21 protein-coding genes are annotated in these 20,423 nt (G+C 64.9%); 9 read left to right on the top strand and 12 right to left on the bottom strand.

Translation table 11 applies throughout. From position 1 onward, the window contains the following. Positions 1-41: 41 nt before the first annotated feature. The 10 genes from HH800_RS10425 to HH800_RS10380 all read right to left on the bottom strand — a co-directional run bounded on the left by HH800_RS10425 (position 42) and on the right by HH800_RS10380 (position 10,207). A complete protein-coding gene (locus tag HH800_RS10425) occupies positions 42-1,490 on the bottom strand; it encodes a cobyric acid synthase (protein WP_169861013.1) in 1,449 nt (482 codons plus the stop codon). Between the two features lie 203 nt (positions 1,491-1,693). Continuing rightward, the gene (locus tag HH800_RS10420) at positions 1,694-3,337 is read right to left on the bottom strand and encodes a TadG family pilus assembly protein (RefSeq protein ID WP_169861012.1); all 1,644 of its coding nucleotides are present in this window, start codon (positions 3,335-3,337) and stop codon (positions 1,694-1,696) included. Further along, positions 3,334-3,780 (bottom strand): TadE/TadG family type IV pilus assembly protein, encoded by a 447-nt coding sequence (locus HH800_RS10415; protein WP_037519947.1) that lies wholly within the window; start codon positions 3,778-3,780, stop codon positions 3,334-3,336. Before HH800_RS10415 ends, HH800_RS10420 begins: the two co-directional genes overlap by 4 nt. 169 nt (positions 3,781-3,949) lie before the next feature. Further along, positions 3,950-4,855, bottom strand: coding sequence for a histidine kinase (locus tag HH800_RS10410; RefSeq protein WP_169861011.1), 906 nt, complete (start codon positions 4,853-4,855; stop codon positions 3,950-3,952). 123 nt (positions 4,856-4,978) lie between these two features. Next, on the bottom strand, positions 4,979-5,200 hold the full coding sequence (locus tag HH800_RS10405) for a hypothetical protein (protein ID WP_029547748.1): 222 nt from the start codon (positions 5,198-5,200) through the stop codon (positions 4,979-4,981). Positions 5,201-5,229: 29 nt separating this feature from the next. Continuing rightward, entirely contained in the window at positions 5,230-6,489 is a 1,260-nt protein-coding gene (locus tag HH800_RS10400) for an N-succinylarginine dihydrolase (protein WP_169861010.1), read from the bottom strand. Further along, positions 6,486-7,505, bottom strand: a complete 1,020-nt coding sequence (locus HH800_RS10395) for an arginine N-succinyltransferase (protein WP_169861009.1) — start codon at positions 7,503-7,505, stop codon at positions 6,486-6,488. The genes HH800_RS10400 and HH800_RS10395 overlap by 4 nt, the downstream gene beginning before the upstream one ends. Before the next feature lie 16 nt (positions 7,506-7,521). Beyond that, on the bottom strand, positions 7,522-8,739 hold the full coding sequence (locus HH800_RS10390; protein WP_169861008.1) for a hydrolase: 1,218 nt from the start codon (positions 8,737-8,739) through the stop codon (positions 7,522-7,524). 41 nt (positions 8,740-8,780) lie between these two features. Further along, positions 8,781-9,680: a DUF481 domain-containing protein gene (locus HH800_RS10385; protein ID WP_010337856.1), complete on the bottom strand. Its 900-nt coding sequence runs from the start codon at positions 9,678-9,680 to the stop codon at positions 8,781-8,783. A 41-nt stretch (positions 9,681-9,721) separates the two neighbouring features. Beyond that, on the bottom strand, positions 9,722-10,207 hold the full coding sequence (locus HH800_RS10380) for an RNA pyrophosphohydrolase (protein ID WP_026108839.1): 486 nt from the start codon (positions 10,205-10,207) through the stop codon (positions 9,722-9,724). A 189-nt stretch (positions 10,208-10,396) separates the two neighbouring features. Between HH800_RS10380 and HH800_RS10375 the strand changes: the two genes are divergently transcribed. Next, positions 10,397-11,773 carry a cryptochrome/photolyase family protein gene (locus HH800_RS10375; protein ID WP_169861007.1) on the top strand — a complete coding sequence of 459 codons (1,377 nt, stop codon included), beginning with the start codon at positions 10,397-10,399 and terminating at the stop codon, positions 11,771-11,773. Between the two features lie 37 nt (positions 11,774-11,810). Next, positions 11,811-13,079, top strand: a complete 1,269-nt coding sequence (locus tag HH800_RS10370) for an SAM-dependent methyltransferase (protein WP_169861006.1) — start codon at positions 11,811-11,813, stop codon at positions 13,077-13,079. On the opposite strand, the gene HH800_RS10365 is transcribed toward HH800_RS10370, so the two are convergent. Continuing rightward, on the bottom strand, positions 13,076-13,792 hold the full coding sequence (locus HH800_RS10365; protein ID WP_169861005.1) for an SDR family NAD(P)-dependent oxidoreductase: 717 nt from the start codon (positions 13,790-13,792) through the stop codon (positions 13,076-13,078). The genes HH800_RS10370 and HH800_RS10365 overlap by 4 nt on opposite strands. A 96-nt stretch (positions 13,793-13,888) precedes the next feature. Next, on the bottom strand, positions 13,889-15,349 hold the full coding sequence (gene purF / locus HH800_RS10360; RefSeq protein WP_017499557.1) for an amidophosphoribosyltransferase: 1,461 nt from the start codon (positions 15,347-15,349) through the stop codon (positions 13,889-13,891). Positions 15,350-15,551: 202 nt separating this feature from the next. Here purF and ccmC point away from each other — a divergent pair, with 202 nt between their 5' ends. From ccmC to HH800_RS10325, 7 genes are read left to right on the top strand one after another with little or no spacing between them, the layout of a single operon-like run. Beyond that, positions 15,552-16,274, top strand: coding sequence for a heme ABC transporter permease CcmC (gene ccmC, locus HH800_RS10355; RefSeq protein WP_037519926.1), 723 nt, complete (start codon positions 15,552-15,554; stop codon positions 16,272-16,274). Between the two features lie 2 nt (positions 16,275-16,276). After that, the gene (gene ccmD / locus HH800_RS10350) at positions 16,277-16,408 is read left to right on the top strand and encodes a heme exporter protein CcmD (protein WP_010337862.1); all 132 of its coding nucleotides are present in this window, start codon (positions 16,277-16,279) and stop codon (positions 16,406-16,408) included. Next, complete coding sequence (ccmE, locus tag HH800_RS10345) at positions 16,405-16,851, top strand: cytochrome c maturation protein CcmE (RefSeq protein ID WP_004207285.1); 447 nt, start codon at positions 16,405-16,407, stop codon at positions 16,849-16,851. The genes ccmD and ccmE overlap by 4 nt, the downstream gene beginning before the upstream one ends. Beyond that, complete coding sequence (locus HH800_RS10340) at positions 16,848-18,776, top strand: heme lyase CcmF/NrfE family subunit (protein WP_169861004.1); 1,929 nt, start codon at positions 16,848-16,850, stop codon at positions 18,774-18,776. Before ccmE ends, HH800_RS10340 begins: the two co-directional genes overlap by 4 nt. Continuing rightward, positions 18,773-19,300: a redoxin family protein gene (locus HH800_RS10335; RefSeq protein ID WP_235682084.1), complete on the top strand. Its 528-nt coding sequence runs from the start codon at positions 18,773-18,775 to the stop codon at positions 19,298-19,300. Before HH800_RS10340 ends, HH800_RS10335 begins: the two co-directional genes overlap by 4 nt. After that, positions 19,300-19,710: a cytochrome c-type biogenesis protein gene (locus HH800_RS10330; RefSeq protein WP_169863295.1), complete on the top strand. Its 411-nt coding sequence runs from the start codon at positions 19,300-19,302 to the stop codon at positions 19,708-19,710. The genes HH800_RS10335 and HH800_RS10330 overlap by 1 nt, the downstream gene beginning before the upstream one ends. Beyond that, positions 19,707-20,348, top strand: coding sequence for a tetratricopeptide repeat protein (locus tag HH800_RS10325; protein WP_169861003.1), 642 nt, complete (start codon positions 19,707-19,709; stop codon positions 20,346-20,348). Before HH800_RS10330 ends, HH800_RS10325 begins: the two co-directional genes overlap by 4 nt. The last annotated feature ends 75 nt before the right edge of the window (positions 20,349-20,423 follow it).

Raw genomic sequence — 20,423 nt, 5'->3', positions numbered from 1 at the left:
CGCAAGGTTTCCGGCCCATTTGGCGTTTGGGAAATGGGCGCTCAGCCGAGCGCCAAGGCGACGATCGCGTCGATGTCCAGATGCTCTTCCAGCCGGGCGGCGATCGCATCCAGCGCCATGTCGACCGACTTATCATAATCCGCCATGCCGCCATCAGCGCCCAGCCGGGCAAGCAGGGCCGCGCGCAGCGGGCTGCTGGCGAGCAGGCCATGGACATAGGTGCCCATCACCCGGCCGTCAGCGCTGATTGCGCCGTCTGCATTGCTGCCAAGGCTTGCAAAAGGGCGGCCGCTGTCGGGGCCGGTCGTTTCGCCGATATGCATCTCATAGCCGCCAAAGACGGCGCCCAGCGCCACACCTTCGACCCGTTCCAGCCGCTTGCCCGCCGACAGTCGCGTCTCGACGTCGAGCAGCCCCAGGCCTGCGACCGTGCCCGCTGGTCCCTCGATGCCGTCAGGATCGGCGATATGGCGTCCCAGCATCTGATATCCGCCGCAAATGCCCAGGATCGCGCCACCGCGGCGATGATGCGCCATGATGTCGATGTCCCAGCCCTGCGCGCGCATGGCCGCCATGTCGGCGATCGTCGCCTTGGAGCCGGGCAGGACGATCAGCGCGGCCTCGACCGGTATTGGCTGGCCGGGCGGTACCATGCGCAGTTCCACGCCGGGATCGAGCTTGAACGGGTCGAGATCGTCGAAATTGGAAATGCGCGGCAGGATGGGGCAGGCGATGATGGTGCGCTCGGTTCCGGGCTGTGCTGTCCGCTCCAGTACCACCGCATCCTCGCTGGGCAGGCGGGCGGTATCCTCCAGCCAGGGGACGACACCAAAGCCGCGCCAGCCCGACAGCGCCTCGATCTGGCGATAGCCATCCTCGAACAGCGCGGGGTCGCCGCGGAACTTGTTGATCAGGAAACCGCGGATCATCGCGGCATCGTCCGGGTCGATCACGGCCCTGGTGCCGACGATCGCCGCGATCACGCCGCCCCGGTCGATATCGCCGACCAGCAGCACCGGTACATCGGCGGCACGGGCCAAGCCCATGTTCGCAATGTCGCCGGCGCGCAGGTTGATCTCGGCCGGCGATCCGGCGCCTTCGACGACGACGATGTCGCATTGCGCCTTCAGCCGCTCATAGCTTTCCAGCACGGCGCCCAGCAACTGCCCGCGAGCACTGCGGAAATTTCCGCTACCCAGCGTTCCGCGTACCTGGCCATGGACAATCAGCTGGGACGTCCGGTCGGCCTGAGGCTTCATCAGCACCGGGTTCATGTCCGTATGCGCCTCGACCCCGCAAGCGATCGCCTGCAGCGCCTGTGCGCGGCCAATCTCGCCGCCGTCCACGGTGACGGCCGCATTGTTCGACATATTCTGTGGCTTGAAAGGGCGGACGCGATAGCCCCGGCGGAGCAGGGCGCGGCATAGCCCCGCCACCAGCACCGATTTGCCGACGTCCGATCCGGTTCCCTGCAGCATGATTGCGCCCATGGCCTGTTCCTGCAAGCCGGCGGCAATGATGGCAAGGGCTTAGAGTCTGTTCGGAAATGCGCCTCTGGCGCATCCGCACCGGCCCGCACCCCCACCCGGCCACCCATCAGGATACCATGTCTGGGCGGCCGGGTGGGGGTGCGGGCCGGTGCCGCATTGAAAATGCGCTTTCCCGCGCATTTTTCAGACAGGTTCTTAGCGCATCAGGCGACCAAGGTGGGCATCCCGCACCGCATCTGGTGGACCTTGACCGTCGCGGTGCCCAGCTTCACGCCAAGGATGGCGGTGAGGTTGCTCAGCAGGTCGTCCAGGATGGGGGCGGTCGTGCCCAGCAGGCCCGCAACCGGTGAGATCAGGGGGCTGAGCGGCAGTTGCAGGCCGGCGAGCGTCACCGTGACCTTGGTCTGGTTGGCCAGGCTGGAGGCGACGCCCTGGGTCAGATCCTGGGTGCTGACGGTCTTGCTCTGCTGCCCCGAAATATCGCTGGGCGTGAACAGCACATTTTGCTGGGTCACGCCGCCCAGCGCGACATTGGCATAGGCATGGACCTGGGTCAGCGATCCGAGGACCGACGCCAGAGTCGCGGTACGCGGATTGGCGGGCGTCGAGAAATTGGTGAGCGCGGCTTCATCGACGTCACCGATCACTGCCGTGCCGATCGACGGCTTGACCGCCAGCGTCACGCCATTGTTGATGGCCCCCTGATCGCAGACGATATTCGACAATTGCGCTTCGGCCGATGCCAATTCGACATAGAGCGGGATGCGGATCGTCGCGATCCCGGTCAGCAGGGTGGCGACCCGGCTTTCCAAGAAGATACGGGTCTGCGCCGTGCGCAAAATGAAATTCTTGTCGTTGGTGATGCTGATCAGGGGGGTGCTGGCCTGGCCGGTGCCGGTGATGAGCTTCAGCCGCGTGCTGGTCAGGCCCGGAACGTTCAGGGTCAGGTCCAGCGGCACCGCGGTCGAGGATGGCGGGCTCAGCACCATGCGCAGCATCGAGAAGGAGTCGAGCAGCAGGCTGGGCTGGCCGGTCGAACTGCCGGTCCCCTTCATCGGACCCAGATCGATGACATCGCTGAGGCGGACGCTCTTGCCCGGCAGCTTGCCGCCGATATTGCGGAGCAGGGCGGCCGTGCCGCTATTGTCCGCGGTGTCGGCAATGGCGCCGATGACGTCGGACAATGGAATATTGGCACCGAACAATTCGCCATAGGCGGCGTCATTGCGTCCGGTGCGGACCTTGAGAGCGTCGGCGAAATGGAGCAGGTCGACGTTCAGGCTGGCCAGCCCCTGATAGTCCATGACCGACAGATTGAGTTCCGTCCCGGCAAGGGCCGACAGCAGTATGTTGGGAAGGCCGCCGCTGAGCGAGGCAAGGCCGGTGCCGATGGAGAAGGCTGCCGCGTCGGAGCGGGCGGCGGTGGCATGGGCGCGCACGTCGACGCCATCCCTGCCGACCAGCAGGCGGCCGAAGAAGAGGGGGGTACGGCGCTGGACCTGGACCTGGATCGCGCTGGCGCGCGGGTCGCCCGATACAAAGCGATTGCCGACCGCGACTGCGCTATTCTGGTCATAATAGCCGGTCTGGACCGCCACCAGGGATACGCCAGGCACGCCGCTCTTGGTCAGCAGCGCTTCGGCGGCCGATCGCCCGCCACTGCTGGCCGCCAGCGCGGCGGCATCGGCCACGCCCTGCAACTGGCGCTTGGCGAGATAGACCGATCCCAGGTCAACGGCCACCGTCGCGGCGCCGGCGAGCATGAATAGCGATCCCGCCAGCAGGACGCTGATGCCGCCGCGCTTGTCGACGAGCAGGTTGCGCATGCGCTTGTGCGACTGGCTCATGATGCGATCCGCACGACGGCGCTCCGCTGGATCTGGGCAGCGGGCATCGGGAAGATGGCGGCGGAAAAGAAGGGCGCGTTGCTGAGATTATAGGTCAGCGTGACCGTATAATAGCCGCTGTTCGCATTGGCGGCGACGCCGATCGTCTGTGCCCCCGGCAGCGGAAAGGATGGGCGGCTGGCATTGACGCTTTCGTCGACCAGCGCCCGGCGCTCGGTCGCGGTCATGCCGGCCACGGCCGCGCGTGCCGCGTCATTGGCCGCCTGCTGCAGGCTATGGGCCGTCATCAACCAGCCGCCATAGAGCAGGATGCCGAGCAACAGGACGATCATCAGGGGGAGGGCGAAGGCGGCTTCGACAAGCACGCTGCCACGCTCATGGCGGGACATGGCCTGGCCCAGTCGGGCGAGGCGAAGCACCGCATGGAGAGGAGGGTTCCGCATGTCACTCCAATAAAGGCGCAACATTCAAAAAGCGGTATGCGAAATTCGCGCACATTTTGTGCGAATTGTGTAAATCCGATGCGGCGTTTTCGGGGCTTTTCGGACATTTTGGGGTGATACTGAACGGTCTACACGGACAAATCCGCTACGACCGCTGGATTTTACATCATTAGGGGCCGGCTTGGTCGTTTTCGCTCAAGCAGGGCGGGGTCATGACCAGCACGACGCCCTCCGTTCCGTAGGTGCCACGCAACTGGACCAGCGCGCCTTCCATCGGCAGCAAGGCGCCGCCATTGGTGAGCAGGTGGGCCTGGACGCGGCGGTCGCCCTCGCCGCGCAGCACGGCTTCCAGTTCCTGGCGGAAATGCGGCCGCTGTGGCAGGGCGATGAGGTCGGTCATATAGGCGTTGATCAGGCGGGCTTCGGGCAGCCCGACCAGGGTGCAGATGGTGGCATCGACATATTCGATGAAACCCCGGTTGGAGAGGCGGGCATAGCCGACGCCGCCATGGATGCCCATCGCCTTGAGAATGGCCGATTTGACGTCGGCCAGCCGATGGCGCTGCACGTCCGACGTGATGTCGCGCAGCAGCAGGCCGATCCCGTCGGCGAAAGGAAAGGTTTCGACGTGGAGCCAGCTATCGTCACGGAAGGGGGAGGGGATATCCGCAGCACTGATTTCGCCGGACACCTGGCTGTGCCGGGCATGCGCCTCGGTCAGCGTGCCGACCAGTTCTGGCAGCGCATCCCAAAGCATCTGTCCTTCCAGCCGCCGGTCCCAGCGCCGTGCCATGGCCAGCGCGACCGGATTGATCAGGTCGATGCGAAAATCGGCGCGGCACAGGATCAGTCCCTGGGCCATGCGCACCGCCAGTTCGCGCAATCGATCGGGATTCTGGTCGAACTCGTCCTGGCTGGCGAGCGCCTTGAACCGGTCCAGCCCCATGAAGACATGGGTTTCGCGGCCATGATGGGTTATCAGCAGGGGGTGTCGCGCGCCGATCTCGCGCCAATGGGCGAAGTTGCGGACCAGTTCCGCAGCGGTGACACTCCTGTCGCTTATGTCGTCCGGCATGATTGACCCTCTCCCAAATCTGGGTGCAGGCACAAAGACCCTCACCAACGGGCGGCGGCTACGTAATATCCCTTATGTGCGGCGAACTGGTGTTGCTTTGCGAGCAATGGTGTTCAGATAGTATCAAGAGCCGTAACTGCGCTGGAGTTCCAGGGCATCGAGCATTTTTCCGCCCGCCATGAAGACGGCACCGGAGCAGGCGAGGGCGAGCAACTGGCCGCCGACGCCGGGATATTGATGCATATAGACGACGCCCCGCTCGCTGGCGCCCAGCGCGAGCGCGTAGATCACGAGGAAAGCCTCGAACTTGGTCTTGATCGTGAAGAGGCGTTTGATCCGTTCCATCAGACTCATCCGAGGCTTTCGTCCATCTTCTAAGGCATTAAGTCGCCCGAAAGTTGCAAATGGTCAACAAGGCTTAACCATGATTGTTCGATCCGGGCAATAAGACGTGTGTCGGACAGGTCGTCGGGCGCGATGGTTTCGGGCCAATAGTCCGAAACGATGCGGGCAATTTCATCCAAGCGCGCCTCATCGACCAAGAAACGCGGGTCGATATCCTTTGGATCCGCGACCACGCGCAGACGCAGGCAGGCGGGGCCGCCACCATTGGCCATCGACTGACGCACATCGACGGGAATGAGGCGACGGATCGGGCCATTTCCGGCAACCATCTGTTCCAGCCAGGACCATACGGCCGGGACCGCCTGCGCTTCGCTTGGCAGGATCAGCGCCATGGTGCCGTCAGGAAGCGTGACGAGCTGCGCGTTGAACAAATAGCTCTTGATCGCGTCTGCCAGGCTGACGGCGCTGGCGGGCACTTCGACGATCTCCACCGACGGCAACAGCGTGCGCAGCGAGGCGTAGAAGGCCTGCTTGTCGGCGAAAGCCTGTTCATGGGTGAAGAGAACGCGCTCATTGGCGACGGCGACGACGTCATTGTGGAAGGCGCCAGCGGCAATCGCCTCCTGCGACTGCTGCACGAACAGGGTGCGGGCCGGATCGAGGCCGTGAATGCGGGCGACGGCCTTGCTGGCCTCGACATGCTGGCGGGCGGGGAAGGGGCCACCCGACTGGCCATAGACGAAAACCTCGATGCCTGGCGCGCCATGGCTGTCGCACAGGCGCATATGATTGGCCGCGCCTTCGTCGCCAAAGGGCGCGGGAATGGGGCCATGCACCGCAAAGGCACGTTCGTCGGAAAAGGCGAGGCGCAGTTGCGCCAGGGTCTGGGGCCATTCATGGCTGCGATGCGCCATGGTGACGAGATTGGCGACGGTCAGGTGGGTGCGTCCGTCGGCGGTATCGGCGGCGGGTGAAACGGTCGCGGCATTGGCGGCCCACATGGACGAGGCCGACATGGCGGCAGCGCGGATGTGCGGATCGGCATTGCTGATGTCGGTGCCCAGGGTCGCGAGCCAGGCGCCGTCAGGACGCCATTGCGGCAGGAAAATACCCTGGGCGAGGCCGAGGCGCAGATTGCCGCGCATCTTCTCTATCCCCTGCAGGGCTGCGGCGCGGGGGTGCGACACCGCGCCGGCATTGCGGGACGAGGCCAGATTGCCAAGGCTGAGGCCGGCATAATTATGGCTGGGGCCGACCAGCCCGTCGAAATTGATCTCGCGCACGCTCATGCCCGTCCCGCCATGGTGAATGCCTGTCCGATGTCCAGTTGCAGCAGCGCGGCACTGGCTGCGTCGAGCGAGATGCTGCCATCCTCGCCCTCCCGCACATAGCCATAGGTGCAGCGATAATCGGCGAGCAGGCCGGTCGACACCAGCATCTTGTCGCCGCCCTTGTCATGGGTCGCCGCCAGCGTCACGTCGCGTGCCTGGGCCACGGTGCGGAGTTGGTCGATCTGGCCCACCATGGTCGGGCCGCCGTCGAAAATGTCGACATAGCCGGCGTTGGTGAAGCCCTCGGTCTCCAGCATCCGCATAGCCGCGCGACCATTGGGATGGGGCAGGCCAATGACGGCGCGGGCGCTGTCGGTCAGCATCGCGGTGTAGATCGGCGTCTTGGGCATCAGGTCGGCGATGAACTGGTTGCCGTTGACGGCGTTGAACTCGTCGGCCTCCTGGAAATTCATGCCGAAGAAGCGGCCGGCAAGGCCGTCCCAGAAGGGCGAGCCGCCCGCTTCGTCGATCACGCCGCGCAATTCGGCAATCACCCGGTCGCCGAAGCGATCGCGATGGTTGCGGATATAGAGATAGCGGCTGCGCGCGAGCAGCAGGCCAAGCCCCTCGGCCCGTTCGCGCGGGTGGAGGAAAAGGCCGCCAACCTCGGTCGATCCTTCCAGATCGGTCGTGAGCGAGAGCATCTGGGCGCGGAAGGTGCGGGCCAGTTCGCGGCTATGCTGGGTAAGGACACCCAGGCGGTAGGAATAGAAGGGCCAGCTCTGCCCCACCGTGCTGAAAATTTGGCAGGTGCCGCGCACTTGGCCGGTCTGCGCATTGACCAGCACAAGGACGATCAGATCGTCCTTGATCCCGCCATCCTGCCGGCTGAGCGCCTGTTCGGTGCGCTCCAGCTTGGCGGTCAGCGCGGCGCGATCGGGCGGCAGGTTGGTGAAGCCACCCCCGGTCAGCTTCGCCATTTCATACAGGGTCTGCAGATCGTCCGCTCGCGCGGTGCGCATGTAGAAACTCAAAAGGCGGTCCTCTCTCTTAATATTGTCCTTGGGCGATCCGCAGCAGCGCCAGCGCGGACAGTTGCGCGCGCTCGGCCAGGCTGTCGCTGATCAGAAATTCGGCGTCGCTGTGGATGCTGCCGCCGCGCACGCCCATCGTGTCGACCACCGGTACGCCGCAGGCCGCGATATTATTGCCGTCGCACACGCCGCCGGTGTCGCGCCAGCCAATGTCGAGGCCGAGGTCCGCGCCGCAGCGCCTGACCAGGCCGAACAGGCGCTCGGCCTTGGCATCCATGGGCTTTGGCGGGCGACCAAAGCCGCCGTGGAGATGCAGGCTGACGCCATGGTCGCGGGCGACATCGGCCATGGCCCGATCCAGCAAGGCGCGGGCCGCGATTTCATCGTCCGGCGTGCGCGGGCGGAAATTGACCCGCAGCACGGCATGGTCGGGCACGACATTATTGGGGCTGCCGCCGTCGATCTTGGCGGGATTGCAGGAAAAGCCGGTGCCGCTGCCGGCCTTCAACCGCAAAGCGAGGTCGGCGGCCGCCAGCAGGGCATTGCGGCCATCGTCGGGATTGCGGCCGGCATGGGCGCTGAGGCCGGTGACGACGATCGAGAAATTGCCGCTGCCCGCCCGCGCGCCGGCCAGCGTGCCATCGGGCAGGGCCGGTTCATAGGTGAAGGCGGCGCGCTTGCCGGCAGCTGCCTGGCGGAGCAGGGCAGCGGAAGAGGGGCTGCCGACTTCCTCGTCGCTGTTGATCACCACCTGATAGCCAAGCGTCCGGGCCACTTCGCTATGCTCGACTGCAGATAGGGCGGCGAGCATGACGGCAATGCCGCCCTTCATGTCGGCGACGCCGGGGCCGTTGAGAATGCCGGGTTCCAGCCAGCGAAGCCTCTGAAATGGATGATCGGCCGGGAAAACCGTATCCATATGGCCCGTCAGCAGCAGCTGGACCGGCGCATCGGGGCGGACGGTCAGGCGAAGATGCTGGCCATGGCGGATCACCGATATCCGGCCATCGGGCGCCACGGTTTCGACCGGATCGGGTTCGATCAGGTCGATTGCACCGGGCAGCGCCGAAAAGGCGTCGGCGAGCGTGGAGGCCATGGCGGCGAGCCCGGTCAGGTTGCGCGATCCGCTGTTGATGCTGGCCCATGCCTCGACCTGTGCCAGCATCGGCGCGGCGGCGGCCTGTTCCAGCAGGGCGGTTTCAGGGGCTGTTACGGGCGGGTGGGTGCCGTTCATCCCGGAGGTCTATCAGAGCGCGGGCGCCTGCTCCACCCCGATCAGAAATCGTAGCTGAGGGTCAGGCGGCTGAGCGTGTCGAAGTCGCGCGCGGACAGCAGGGTCTCCGACTCATACTGCACCGTATAGGACAGGCCAGCGGACAGGCGGGTGCTCACCTTGGTTTGCAACTGTGTCAGAGAATTGACTGAAAATACGTCAGTTTCTGCGTAACCTGCAGCGGTCTGCTTGAAGGTGACATTGGGCGCCAGACGCCAGGCCAGGTCCATAGATGCACGCGCGCCCAGCTTGGTTTCGCGCGGCCCGATCACATATTTGGCATGACGGACGGACGGGCCCAAGTCTAGCGACAGGTCGATCGGCTTGCTGACGATCACCTTGTAACCGATACCGGCCGAGGCGGTGTAGCGCTCGTCATAGCCGATCGAGGGATCGCGTTCGAACTGGGTCAGGCCATAAGCGAAACCGCGCGGGTCGAACTGATAGCGCGGTTCATAGCTGGCGGTGTAGCGTTCGCGCGAGGTGACGCCATTGGCGCGGCGATAATCCACCGTGGCGCTCAGCTTATGGCTCCATTCCAGCCCTTCGCGCTTGACCTGCGCGGCGGCGCTGATGCCGATTTCACTGGTCGAACCGGTCGAGCGGAAGCCGCCGGCCTCCAGCTTGCCGGTCCATAATTCGGTGAAGCGCGCCTCGCGAATCACCGTGTCATGGGTCGCCTTGGTCCGTTCCTTCCAACTGTTGACCATCTGCTGGATCTGGTCGGCCGATTGCGGATTGGTCTGCTTGGCGATCTTGGCGACGGTCGCGATTTCCGTCTCATTGCCATTGGCAATCGCCGCCTCCAGCATTTCGCGGACGGATGGCGGCAGCAGCGCAGGCGCGTTGGCCCAGGCCTGGGTGGCAAAGAGGAAGGGCAGGATAGCCAGACAGTGACGCATGCCGCTGTCATAGCGAACCGACCGGGGATTTTAAGCCCCCATCAGATCAAGTCGTGGAATTCCTGCAATATGTCGCGGTAAAGCTTGCGCTTGAACGGCACGATCAGCTCCGGCAGCGTTTCGGGCGCGGCCCATTTCCACTCCCGGAATTCGGGATGCTTGGTCTGGATGTCGATATGGCTGTCCTTGCCCAGGAAGCGGGCGAGGAACCAGATCTGGCGCTGGCCGCGATATTTGCCGCCCCACAGCTTGCCGATCAGTTCGGGCGGCAGGTCGTAGAAATGCTCGTCGCGGCTCTTGGCGATGATTTCGACATGCTCCGGCGTGATCCCGGTCTCTTCGCCCAGTTCGCGCAGCGCTGCCGTCTTGGCGTCTTCGCCGTCGTCGATCCCGCCCTGCGGCATCTGCCAGGCTTCCACGACATTATCGAGGCGCTGACCCACGAAGACCTTGCCCGCCATGTTGACCAGCATGATCCCGACGCACGGCCGGTAATTCAGTTCTGCATTATCTGGCATCGACGCCATGTCTTCCCCTGCATCGCTGCAGCCATGGCCGGTTGACGACCCATGGCTAGTGTATTGGGTTCCAGAATAGGCGGCGGCGATGCGCGCGTCCATTGGCCGAATCGACATTCATCGGATTTGCCGGGCATCTCCCGGAAGGGCGCGGAAAATTCATTTGGAACCGGGGGGCTAGGCAGGCATTGGGCGATCATGCCATCCCCCATCATCATCTGGTTCCGTCAGGATCTGCGCCTCTCGGATCAGGCGGCGCTCGCTGCCGCCGCGCAGGCCGGCCCGGTCATTCCGCTCTATATCCTTGATGATGAAAGCCCGCGCCAATGGGCGATGGGTGGCGCATCTCGCTGGTGGTTGCATCACAGCCTTGCCAGCCTGGACGAGCGACTGAGGGGCAAGGGATCGCGATTGATCCTGCGGCGCGGACGCTGCGCCGATGTGCTGGCGCAGGTGGCTCAGGAAAGCGGCGCGCACGTCGTTCATGCGATCCGCCATCATGAGCCCTGGTGGCGCAACGCCGAGAAGGCGGTGGCAAGGCAGATCGATCTGCGGCTTCATGACGGCGGACTGCTATTGCCGGTGGAGGCGGTGCGGACGGGCGGCGGGAAGCCCTATCGCATCTACACGCCCTTTTCCCGTGCGGTGATGCTGCACATGCCGCCCGCGCCACCACAGCCCGCGCCGCAGCAGATCGAGGCGCCATCGCACTGGCCGGTCAGCGACAGGCTGGAAGACTGGAACTTGTTGCCGCGCGATCCGGACTGGGCGAGCGGCTTCCCTGCCGACTGGTCGCCGGGCGAAGAGGGGGCAAAGCGCTATCTCGACAGTTTTCTGGGGGAGGTTGGCGACTATGCGGTCGCGCGCGATTTGCCGTCGCAGGAAGGAACGTCCCGCCTGTCCCCGCATCTCCATTTCGGGGAGATTTCGCCGGCCAAGGTCTGGCATCGGGTGGCGCAGGCGCCGGGGGACGCGACCGTCTATCTGAAGGAACTGATCTGGCGCGAATATGCGCATAATCAGGTCTGGGCCCTGCCGACCTATGGATCGGAAAATGCCCAGCCGGCCTTCGATGCCATGCACTGGCGCGATCTGCGCGAGGCGCGAGGCGACTGGACCGCATGGAAACGGGGCCGGACCGGCTATCCCATCGTCGATGCCGGCATGCGCCAGCTCTGGCAGACGGGCTGGATGCACAATCGGGTGCGGATGATCGCGGCCAGTTTCCTCATCAAGCATCTGCTGATCGACTGGCGCCATGGCGCGCGCTGGTTCTGGGACACGCTGGTCGATGCGGATTATGCCAATAACAGCGTCAATTGGCAGTGGGTGGCGGGCAGCGGCGTCGATGCCAATCTCTTCACCCGGATCATGGCGCCGCTGACCCAGTCGGACAAGTTCGATGCTGCCGACTATATCCGCCAATGGGTGCCGGAATTGGCCGATCTGGACGATCGCGTCATCCATGATCCGGATTTTCATGGGGTTAGACCATCATCCTATCCCGAAAAGCGGATCGGCCATCGCGAGGGTCGCGAGCGCGCACTGGCGGCCTATCGCCAGATGAAGGGGTGATTGCGGCGACGCGCGGCATGGGGCAGAAAGAGGCCCGATGAATGCAGTCGACCCCCGTCGCGGCAAGGCCGCATTGTCGATCCGGCGACCGCCGGCAGAGCGGACGCCGGGATGGCGGGCGCGCCTGTTCGCGCCGCTTTTTCATCGCATGCTCGATCGCATCGACCAGGGACTGGAGCAGGGTTCGCTGGATGCGACTTTGCCGGACGGCACGCGCCGGCTGCTGGGGGGACGGGCGCCGGGATTCGACTGTGTCGTGGACCTGGTCGACTGGCGCGCCTTGGTGCGGCTGGCGATGGGTGGTTCGGCGGGATGGTATCGCGCCTGGGCGGCGGGCGAGTGGCGCAGTGCCGATCCGGTGCCGCTGTTCGCACTGTTCATGGCCAATGCGGTATCGTTGGGGCGCGTTGCCCGGCCTCATGGACCGGCGCGTTGGGCAGGACGATTGTTGCACTGGGCGCGGCGCAACAACCGTAACGGCTCGCGCCGGAACATCGCTTTCCATTATGATCTGGGCAATGATTTCTACAGCCTATGGCTGGACAAGAACATGCATTATTCCAGTGCCTTGTTCCTCAACCCTGAGGATCGAATCGAAAGCCTGGAACGGGCGCAGCAGCGCAAGGTGGACGCCCTGCTGGATCGGCTGGACCTGCGTGACGGGCAGGCGCTGCTGGAAATCGGATGCGGCTGGGGCGGCCTCGCCGAACAGGCGATGGAACGCTGCGCCATCCAATATGACGGGCTGACCCTGTCGGTCGAGCAGGCTGATTATGCGCGCGATCGACTGGGATCGGGCGCGCAGATCCACCTGACCGACTATCGCGATGCGCAGGGGCAATATGAGGCCATCGCCAGCGTGGAAATGGTGGAGGCGGTCGGCCAGCATTATTGGCCCGACTATCTGGATGCGGTCGCGCGTCTGCTGAAGCCCGGCGGCCGCGCCGCGATCCAATATATTTTGATCGATGATGCGATCTTCGATCATTATGCGCGCGGCGCCGACTTCATCCAGACCTACATCTTCCCCGGCGGCATGCTGATATCCGAAAGTCGCTTTCGGGCCTTGGCGCAGGAGCGCGGGCTGGAATGGCGCGACGTGCGCCATTTCGGCGGCCATTATGCCGAAACGCTCCGCCGCTGGCGCGAACGGTTCGACCGGGCGATCGACGAAGGGCGATTGCCGGCCAGTTTCGACCAGCATTTCGTCGGCTTGTGGCGCTATTATCTGATGTATTGCGAAGGCGGTTTCCGGGGCGGCACCATTGATGTCGCCCAGGTCACGCTGGTGAAACCGGCCGCTTAACCCTCGACGCGCAGGCGATGGCCGTTCGGGGCATCGCTCAGCACCAGATCATGGATTGCCTTGGCGACCGTTTCCGGTCCCTTGAGCGTTGCGGGGTCTTCGCCGGGGAAGGCGCGGGCGCGCATCGCGGTGCGGGTGGCGCCGGGATCGACGATATGGGTGCGGATGGCGGAGATGTTCTTCATCTCCTCGCCATAGGCGCCGACCAGCGTTTCGAGTGCGGCCTTGGACGCGCCATAGGCGCCCCAATAGGCGCGCGGGGTGGCGCCGACCGAGGATGTCAGGGCAATTACCCGCGCGTCGGCGCTCGCCCGCAGCATCGGATCGAAAGCGGCGATCAGCGCCTGGGGGGCGGCAATGTTGAGCATCAGCAGCCGGGCCAATTCCTTGGCATCGATTGCGGGAACCGATGCCAGCGACCCGAGCGTCGCCGCGTTGAGGACGAGTATGTCGAGTGCCTTCCAACGGCCAGAAATGGCCTGGGCCAGGCGGCCGATGCTTTCGCCGTCGATCAGATCGAGCGGCGCGATGGTGGCGCTGCCGCCGGCCTGATGAATGCGATCTTCCACCTCTTCCAGTCCGCCGCTGGTGCGCGCGGTCAGGATCACATGGGCGCCGGCTGCGGCCAGCGCTTCCGCAGTCGCAGCGCCGATGCCCCGGCTGGCGCCGGTGACGAGCGCAAGTTTTCCGAACAGCGGCAAGGTATCAGACATCGGCTCTCCGTTCGCCCCGACCGATGCCGGGTGTCGTCGTGGGAAAAGGGAAGGGCGGGGTCATGCGACCCCGCCCGGTCGGGCCTTGCCCGTGGATCAGGAGACCCGTTCTGCCAGCAGCTCGAACTGGTTTTCGACCACGGCTTCATCCTGGTCGGTGAGCTTGGTCGGATAGTCGCCGGTGAAGCAGGCGTCGCAATATTGCGGACGGATGTCGGCGCGCTTCGCCTCGCCCAGCGCCTTGTACAGGCCGTCGATCGAGATGAAGGCCAGGCTGTCGGCATGGATGAAGTCCTGCATGCCGCCAATGTCCAGCTTGTGCGCCAGCAGCTTCGTGCGCTCGGGCGTATCGACGCCATAGAAGCAGCTATGCTTGGTCGGCGGCGAGGCGATGCGCATATGCACTTCGGCCGCGCCCGCTTCGCGCATCATCTGCACGATCTTCAGCGAGGTGGTGCCGCGCACGATCGAGTCGTCGATCAGCACGATGCGCTTGCCCTGGATGAGGGCGCGGTTGGCATTATGCTTCAGCTTGACGCCCAGGTGGCGGACCTTGTCGCCCGGCTGGATGAAGGTGCGGCCGATATAGTGCGACCGGATGATGCCCAGTTCGAACGGGATGCCCGATTCCTGCGCATAGCCGATGGCGGCCGGCACACCGCTGTCGGGCACCGGGATGACATAGTCGGCCTCGACCGGATTTTCGATCGCCAGCTGCGCGCCGATCGCCTTGCGGACCGAATAGACGCTGGAATTGTCGATGATCGAATCGGGGCGGCTGAAATAGACATGTTCGAAGATGCAGGGACGCGGATGCACTTCGCCGAACGGGCGGATCGAGCGCATTTCGCCATCCTTGGTGACGATGACGAGTTCGCCCGGATCGATCGAGCGGACATAGTCGGCGCCGACCACGTCGAGTGCGACGGTTTCCGAAGCGAAGATGGTCGAATCGCCCAGCTTGCCCATCACCAGCGGGCGGATGCCGAGCGGATCGCGGCAGGCGATCATGCCCTCGGGGGTCATCACGATTAGCGAATAGGCGCCTTCGATCTGCTTCAGCGCATCGATGAACTTGTCGAGCAGGGTGCGATAATTGGACGTCGCGACCAGATGGATGATGACTTCGGTGTCCGAGGTCGACTGGAAGATGGAGCCGCGGCGGATCAGTTCGCGCCGGACCTTCATCGCGTTGGAGATATTGCCGTTATGGGCCACCGCGAAACCGCCGGAATTGAGTTCGGCATAGAGCGGCTGGACGTTGCGCAGCGAGGTTTCGCCGGTGGTCGAGTAACGGACATGGCCGCAGGCCGTGTCGCCGGGAAGGCCCCGAATCACCTCGTCGCGGTCGAAATTGCCGGCGACATGGCCCATGGCGCGATGGGTATGGAAATCATGCCCGTCCCAGCTGGTGATGCCTGCCGCTTCCTGGCCGCGATGCTGCAGGGCGTGAAGGCCGAGCGCTACCATCGCGGACGCGGTTTCTGCGCCGGATACGCCAAAAATGCCGCATTCTTCGCGCAACTTGTCGTCGTCGAAAGGATTCGTCGTAATCATGGGTGTGAGCGGGTCCATTGCCGTTCCTGACCACCCCTCTGGGGCGACCTTTCGCGCGCATATAGTCCTTCCCGGTCGATTTGTCGCCTGCCTGTAACAAAAAAGCGTGGCCAATCGTGGCAACGCTGCGTTTTGCAGGCTTTTCCATGGGCTAAACGGCCACTGGCGTTGGCGTTCGGGTGTCGCTAAGAAACCTGTACTCATGCACCGTTTTGCCAATCCCGCCCGCTTCCTGAAGATCGCCCGTCCGATGACGGGCTGGCTGTTTTGGCCCGGCCTCGTGCTGCTGCTGGCCGGCTGCGCTTCGGGTCTGTTCCTGACGCCGGCGGATTATCTGCAGGGCGATACGGTGCGCATACTCTATATACATGTGCCGGCCGCGTGGCTCGGCATGGCGGGCTGGACCGGCATCGCCGTGTCCGGGCTGATGCAACTGGTCTGGCGCCATCCGCTGGCTTCCGTAGCCGGCCGCGCGATCGCGGCGCCGGGCGCGTTGTTCACCGCCATCTGCCTGATGACCGGTTCGATCTGGGGGCGGCCGACCTGGGGCACCTGGTGGGAATGGGACGGGCGCATGACGTCCATGCTGGTCCTGCTCTTTCTCTATCTGGGCTATATCGCCCTGGCCAACGCGTCGGCGCGGCAGGGACAGGGCGGGGTCAGCCCGGTGACCGCGATCTTCGGCCTGGTCGGCGCGATCAACATCCCGATCATCAATCGGTCGGTGGTCTGGTGGAACAGCCTGCACCAGGGGCCGAGCATCACGATGCGCGGATCGAGCATCGACGGATCGATGCTCTGGCCGCTCGGCCTGACATTATTCGGTTTCACCTTGTTGTTCGCCGCGATCGTACTGATGCGGATGCGGGCAATCTTGGCACAAAATAAGGTCGAGGCGCGAATGCAGCGCCTGACGAGAGGGTAGAGATGAACCAATGGGCTTTCGTGATCGCCGCCTATGCCGTGACGGCGGTGGGTACGGCGATCGTCACCATCGCCAGCTGGCGCGCGATGCGGGCGGCGGAACGTCAGGCCGAACGACTGTCTGACCGGACATGAAGGCCAAGCATCAACGGCTGATCCTGGCGCTCGCAGCGCTGGTGGCGATCATCGGCGCCGGGCTGCTCGCCGTATCGGCGCTGAAGGACGAAGCGGCCTATTTCTACGCGCCAAACGATGTGAAGACCAAGGGTGTGGAGCCCGGCAAGGCGATCCGTCTTGGTGGCATGGTGGTGAAGGGTAGCCTCAAGCGCGCGGCCGATGGGGTGACGATCAATTTCGACGTGACCGACGGCAAGGCGACTGTGCCGGCGACCTTCAGCGGCATCGCGCCCGACCTGTTCAAGGAAGGCAGCGGTGTCGTGGCGGAAGGCGCTTTCGACCGGCAGGGGCGGTTCGTCGCCACCAATTTGCTGGCCAAGCATGACGAGCGCTACATGCCGCGCGAACTGGACGGCATGACCTATAATGAAACCACGCATGAGATGAAGGCCGCGCCATGATCGCCGAAGCCGGTCTTGCCGCCCTGTGGTTTGCCGCGGTCCTCGCGCTGCTCCAGCTGTTTCTGGTCGGCATGGGGCTGGCGGGCGGCAAGGGCGAGGTGCTGGGCGCCGTCCGACCTGTCGCTGTTTTGCAAGGCGTGCTGACGGCAGCCGCCTTTGTCGCGCTGATCAGCCTGTTCCTGCGGTCCGACATGTCGGTGCTGCTGGTGGCGACCAACAGCCATTCGGCCAAGCCCTGGCTCTACAAGTTCGCCGGAACCTGGGGCAATCATGAAGGGTCGATGCTGCTCTGGGTCACGGTAATGGGCGTCGCTGGAGCCGCAGTGGCCCTGTTCGAGCGCGCGTTGAAGCGCGACGCGCATATGGCGACGCTGGGGGCGCAGGCGGCGATCAGCCTCGGTTTCTATGCCTTCCTGCTCTTCTCCTCCAATCCCTTCGCCCGCATTTCCCCGGCACCGGCGGACGGGCAGGGGCTCAACCCGCTGCTGCAGGATCCCGGCCTCGCCTTCCATCCGCCGACGCTCTATCTTGGCTATGTCGGTCTGTCGGTCGCCTTCTCCTTCGCGGTCGGGGCCTTGCTGACGCGGCAGGTGGACGCCGCCTTCGCCCGCGCCATGCGCCCCTGGGTGCTGGCCGCCTGGGTCATGCTGACGCTTGGCATCACCGCGGGCAGCTATTGGGCCTATTATGAGCTGGGCTGGGGCGGCTGGTGGTTCTGGGATCCGGTCGAAAATGCGTCGCTTATGCCCTGGTTGGCGGCGACCGCGCTGCTGCACAGCGTGACCGTGCTGGCGACCCGCGACGCGCTGCGCGCATGGACGGTGATGCTGGCCGTCGTTGCCTTCTCCATGTCGATGGTCGGCACCTTCCTGGTCCGGTCGGGCATATTGACCAGCGTCCATGCCTTCGCTGTCGATCCGGAGCGGGGTAGCTTCATCCTGGCCTTGCTGGCGCTCTATATTGGCGGCGCCTTGGCTCTGTTCGGCTGGCGGATCGGCACGGTGCGCGAGGGCGCGCCGTTCGAACTGGTCAGCCGCGAAACCTTCCTGGTGGTCAACAACCTGTTGCTTTCGGTGATCCTCGGGCTGGTGCTGATCGGCACGCTTTACCCGCTGATGACCGAAGCATTCGGGCACAAGGTGTCGGTCGGCGCGCCCTATTTCGATCGCATTGCCGGGCCGATTGCGCTCATCCTGCTGATCGTCATGGCGGCAGGGCCGCTTACCCGCTGGCGCCGGGATCAGGCGCGCGCCGTGGCCGGGCGCATGCTTGTTCCGGCGGCGGTCGCACTGGCGACCGTGGTGCTGGTCGGCGCGCTCGCCTGGGGCCGGATCGGGCTGTTGCCCTATTGCGGGCTGGTGGTGGCGCTGGCCGTGGGCGTAGGATCGCTCGCGCCGCTCTGGAAGCGCAATCTGCGCCGCACGCCGCTCTTTACCTATGGCATGGTGATCGCCCATCTGGGCTGTGCCGTCAGCCTGGCGGGCATGGCCTGCGATTCGGCGTTCACGGTTGAGAAGCTGGTGGCAGTCCGGCCGGGCGACAGCATCGAGACGGCCGGCTGGACGCTGCGCTTCCAGCGCATCCTGCCGCTTGCCGGCGACAATTGGACGGCGTTGCAGGCGGACGTCATTGCGGAGCGCAGCGGCCGCGCGGTCGTGATCCATCCGCAATCGCGCTTCTTCGCCTCGCCGCCGACGACCACGACGGAAGCGGCGCTGCTGACCCGGTGGAATGGCCAGCTCTATGTCGTGCTGGGGCAGGAAGCCGATGCCGGCCGCTGGCAGATGCGGATCTGGTGGAAGCCGTTCGTGACGCTGATCTGGCTGGGCGGCATCATGATCGCGCTGGGCGGCCTGCTGGCGCTGGTCGGACGAGAGCGGCGCGGCTGGCTGATGAAATGGCGGGCGCGGAGGGCAATGGCATGAGGAAGCTGCTGATCTGGCTACCGCTTGTCCTGTTCCTCGGCTTCTTCGCGCTGTTCGCAAGCGGCCTGTTCAAGCCGGATGACCGCGTCATCACCTCCAAGCTGATTGGCCAGGCTTTGCCGGCCTTCACCCTGCCGGCTGCTGCCAGCGATCGTCCCGCGCTCGCCAGCACGCAATTGGCGGATGGCAAGCCGCGCCTGCTCAACATCTTTGCCAGCTGGTGCATTCCCTGCGCGGCGGAGGCGCCGCAACTGATGGCGCTCAAGCAGGCTGGGGTGGCGATAGACGCGATTGCGATCCGCGATGCCCGGCCCGATGTCGACGCCTTCCTGGCGCGCAACGGTAATCCCTATAGCCGGATCGGCCTGGATGCGCGCAGTGGCGTGCAGATCGCGCTGGGCTCGTCGGGCGTGCCGGAAACCTTCGTGATCGATGGCAGGGGCAGGATCGCCTATCAGCATATTGGTGACATCCGCGCCGATGACGTGCCGATGCTGCTGCAACGGCTGAAGGACGCACAATGATGAGGGGGCTGCTTTCTCTTCTCCTGTTGATGCTGGCAGCGCCGGTTCAGGCGCAGACCGCCCTGCCGCCCGCGCCCTATGCCGATCGGCAGCTCGACGATCCGGCGCTGGAGCGCAAGGCGAAGGCGCTGATGGAAACCATCCGCTGCCTGACCTGCCAGAGCCAGTCGATCGCCGATTCGAACGCCAGCATGGCTGGCGACATGCGCTCCGAGATACGCGAGCGGATCAGGTCGGGGGAGGAGCCTGAGCATATCAGGCGCTGGCTGATCGAGCGCTATGGCGACTGGGTCAGCTATGAGCCGACGGCCGCGCCGATCCTCTGGCCGTTATGGGCCGCGCCGATCGTGTTGCTTGCATTGGGGCTATTGTTGATGCGCGGACGGATCAAGCGGAGACCGCGGGCATGACGGGCTGGATCATTGCTTTCGGCATCGCCATCCTTGCCATGGCGGCGCTCTGCTTCATCGGGCGCATTCCGCGCGTGACGCGGGAGATTGTTGCGGCGGCTTTGCTGGTCGGGCTCGCGGGCTATGCCTGGCAGGGGCATCCCGGCCTAGCCGGCGCGCCGCGACAGGTCGCGGCTGAGAAGGAAGCGCAGTTCGACGAGAAGCTCGCGGAGCGACGCCGCAGCCTGGCGGAGCGCTATGGCCCGGCCGGCCAATGGCTGATCATGTCGGATTCCTACGGGCGGCGCGGCCTGACCAAGGAGGCAGCCAACATCCTGCTCTCCGGCCTCAAGCAGGCGCCGGACGACGCCAATCTGTGGCTCGGCATGGGGAATGCGCTGGTTGCGCATGCCGATGGCGTGGTCGCGCCGGCGGCCGACTATGCCTATCGGCAGGCGTTGCGGCTGGACCCGGAAGGGCCGGCGCCGCGCTATTTCTATGGCCTCGCCCTCGCCCAGGCCGGGCAGTTGGACGCGGCGCGCAAACAATGGTTGCCGCTGGCGCAATCGGCGCCCGAAGGCAGCAAGATCAAGGCGGAACTGCAGGCGAATATCGCGCGTATCGATGCCATGTTGGCGATGGATGCGGCTTCGCGATGATCCGCATCGGGGCGATCATTGCGTGAACCCTGTGCCCATGGTAGGGGCCGGCGGTTTGCTGGGCTCCGTCCTTGG

The organism is Sphingobium yanoikuyae (assembly GCF_013001025.1).
Taxonomy (GTDB): Bacteria; Pseudomonadota; Alphaproteobacteria; order Sphingomonadales; family Sphingomonadaceae; genus Sphingobium; species Sphingobium yanoikuyae_A.
The sequence above is the reverse complement of the archived record's forward strand: the minus strand, read 5'-3'. Positions and strand labels throughout refer to the sequence as shown.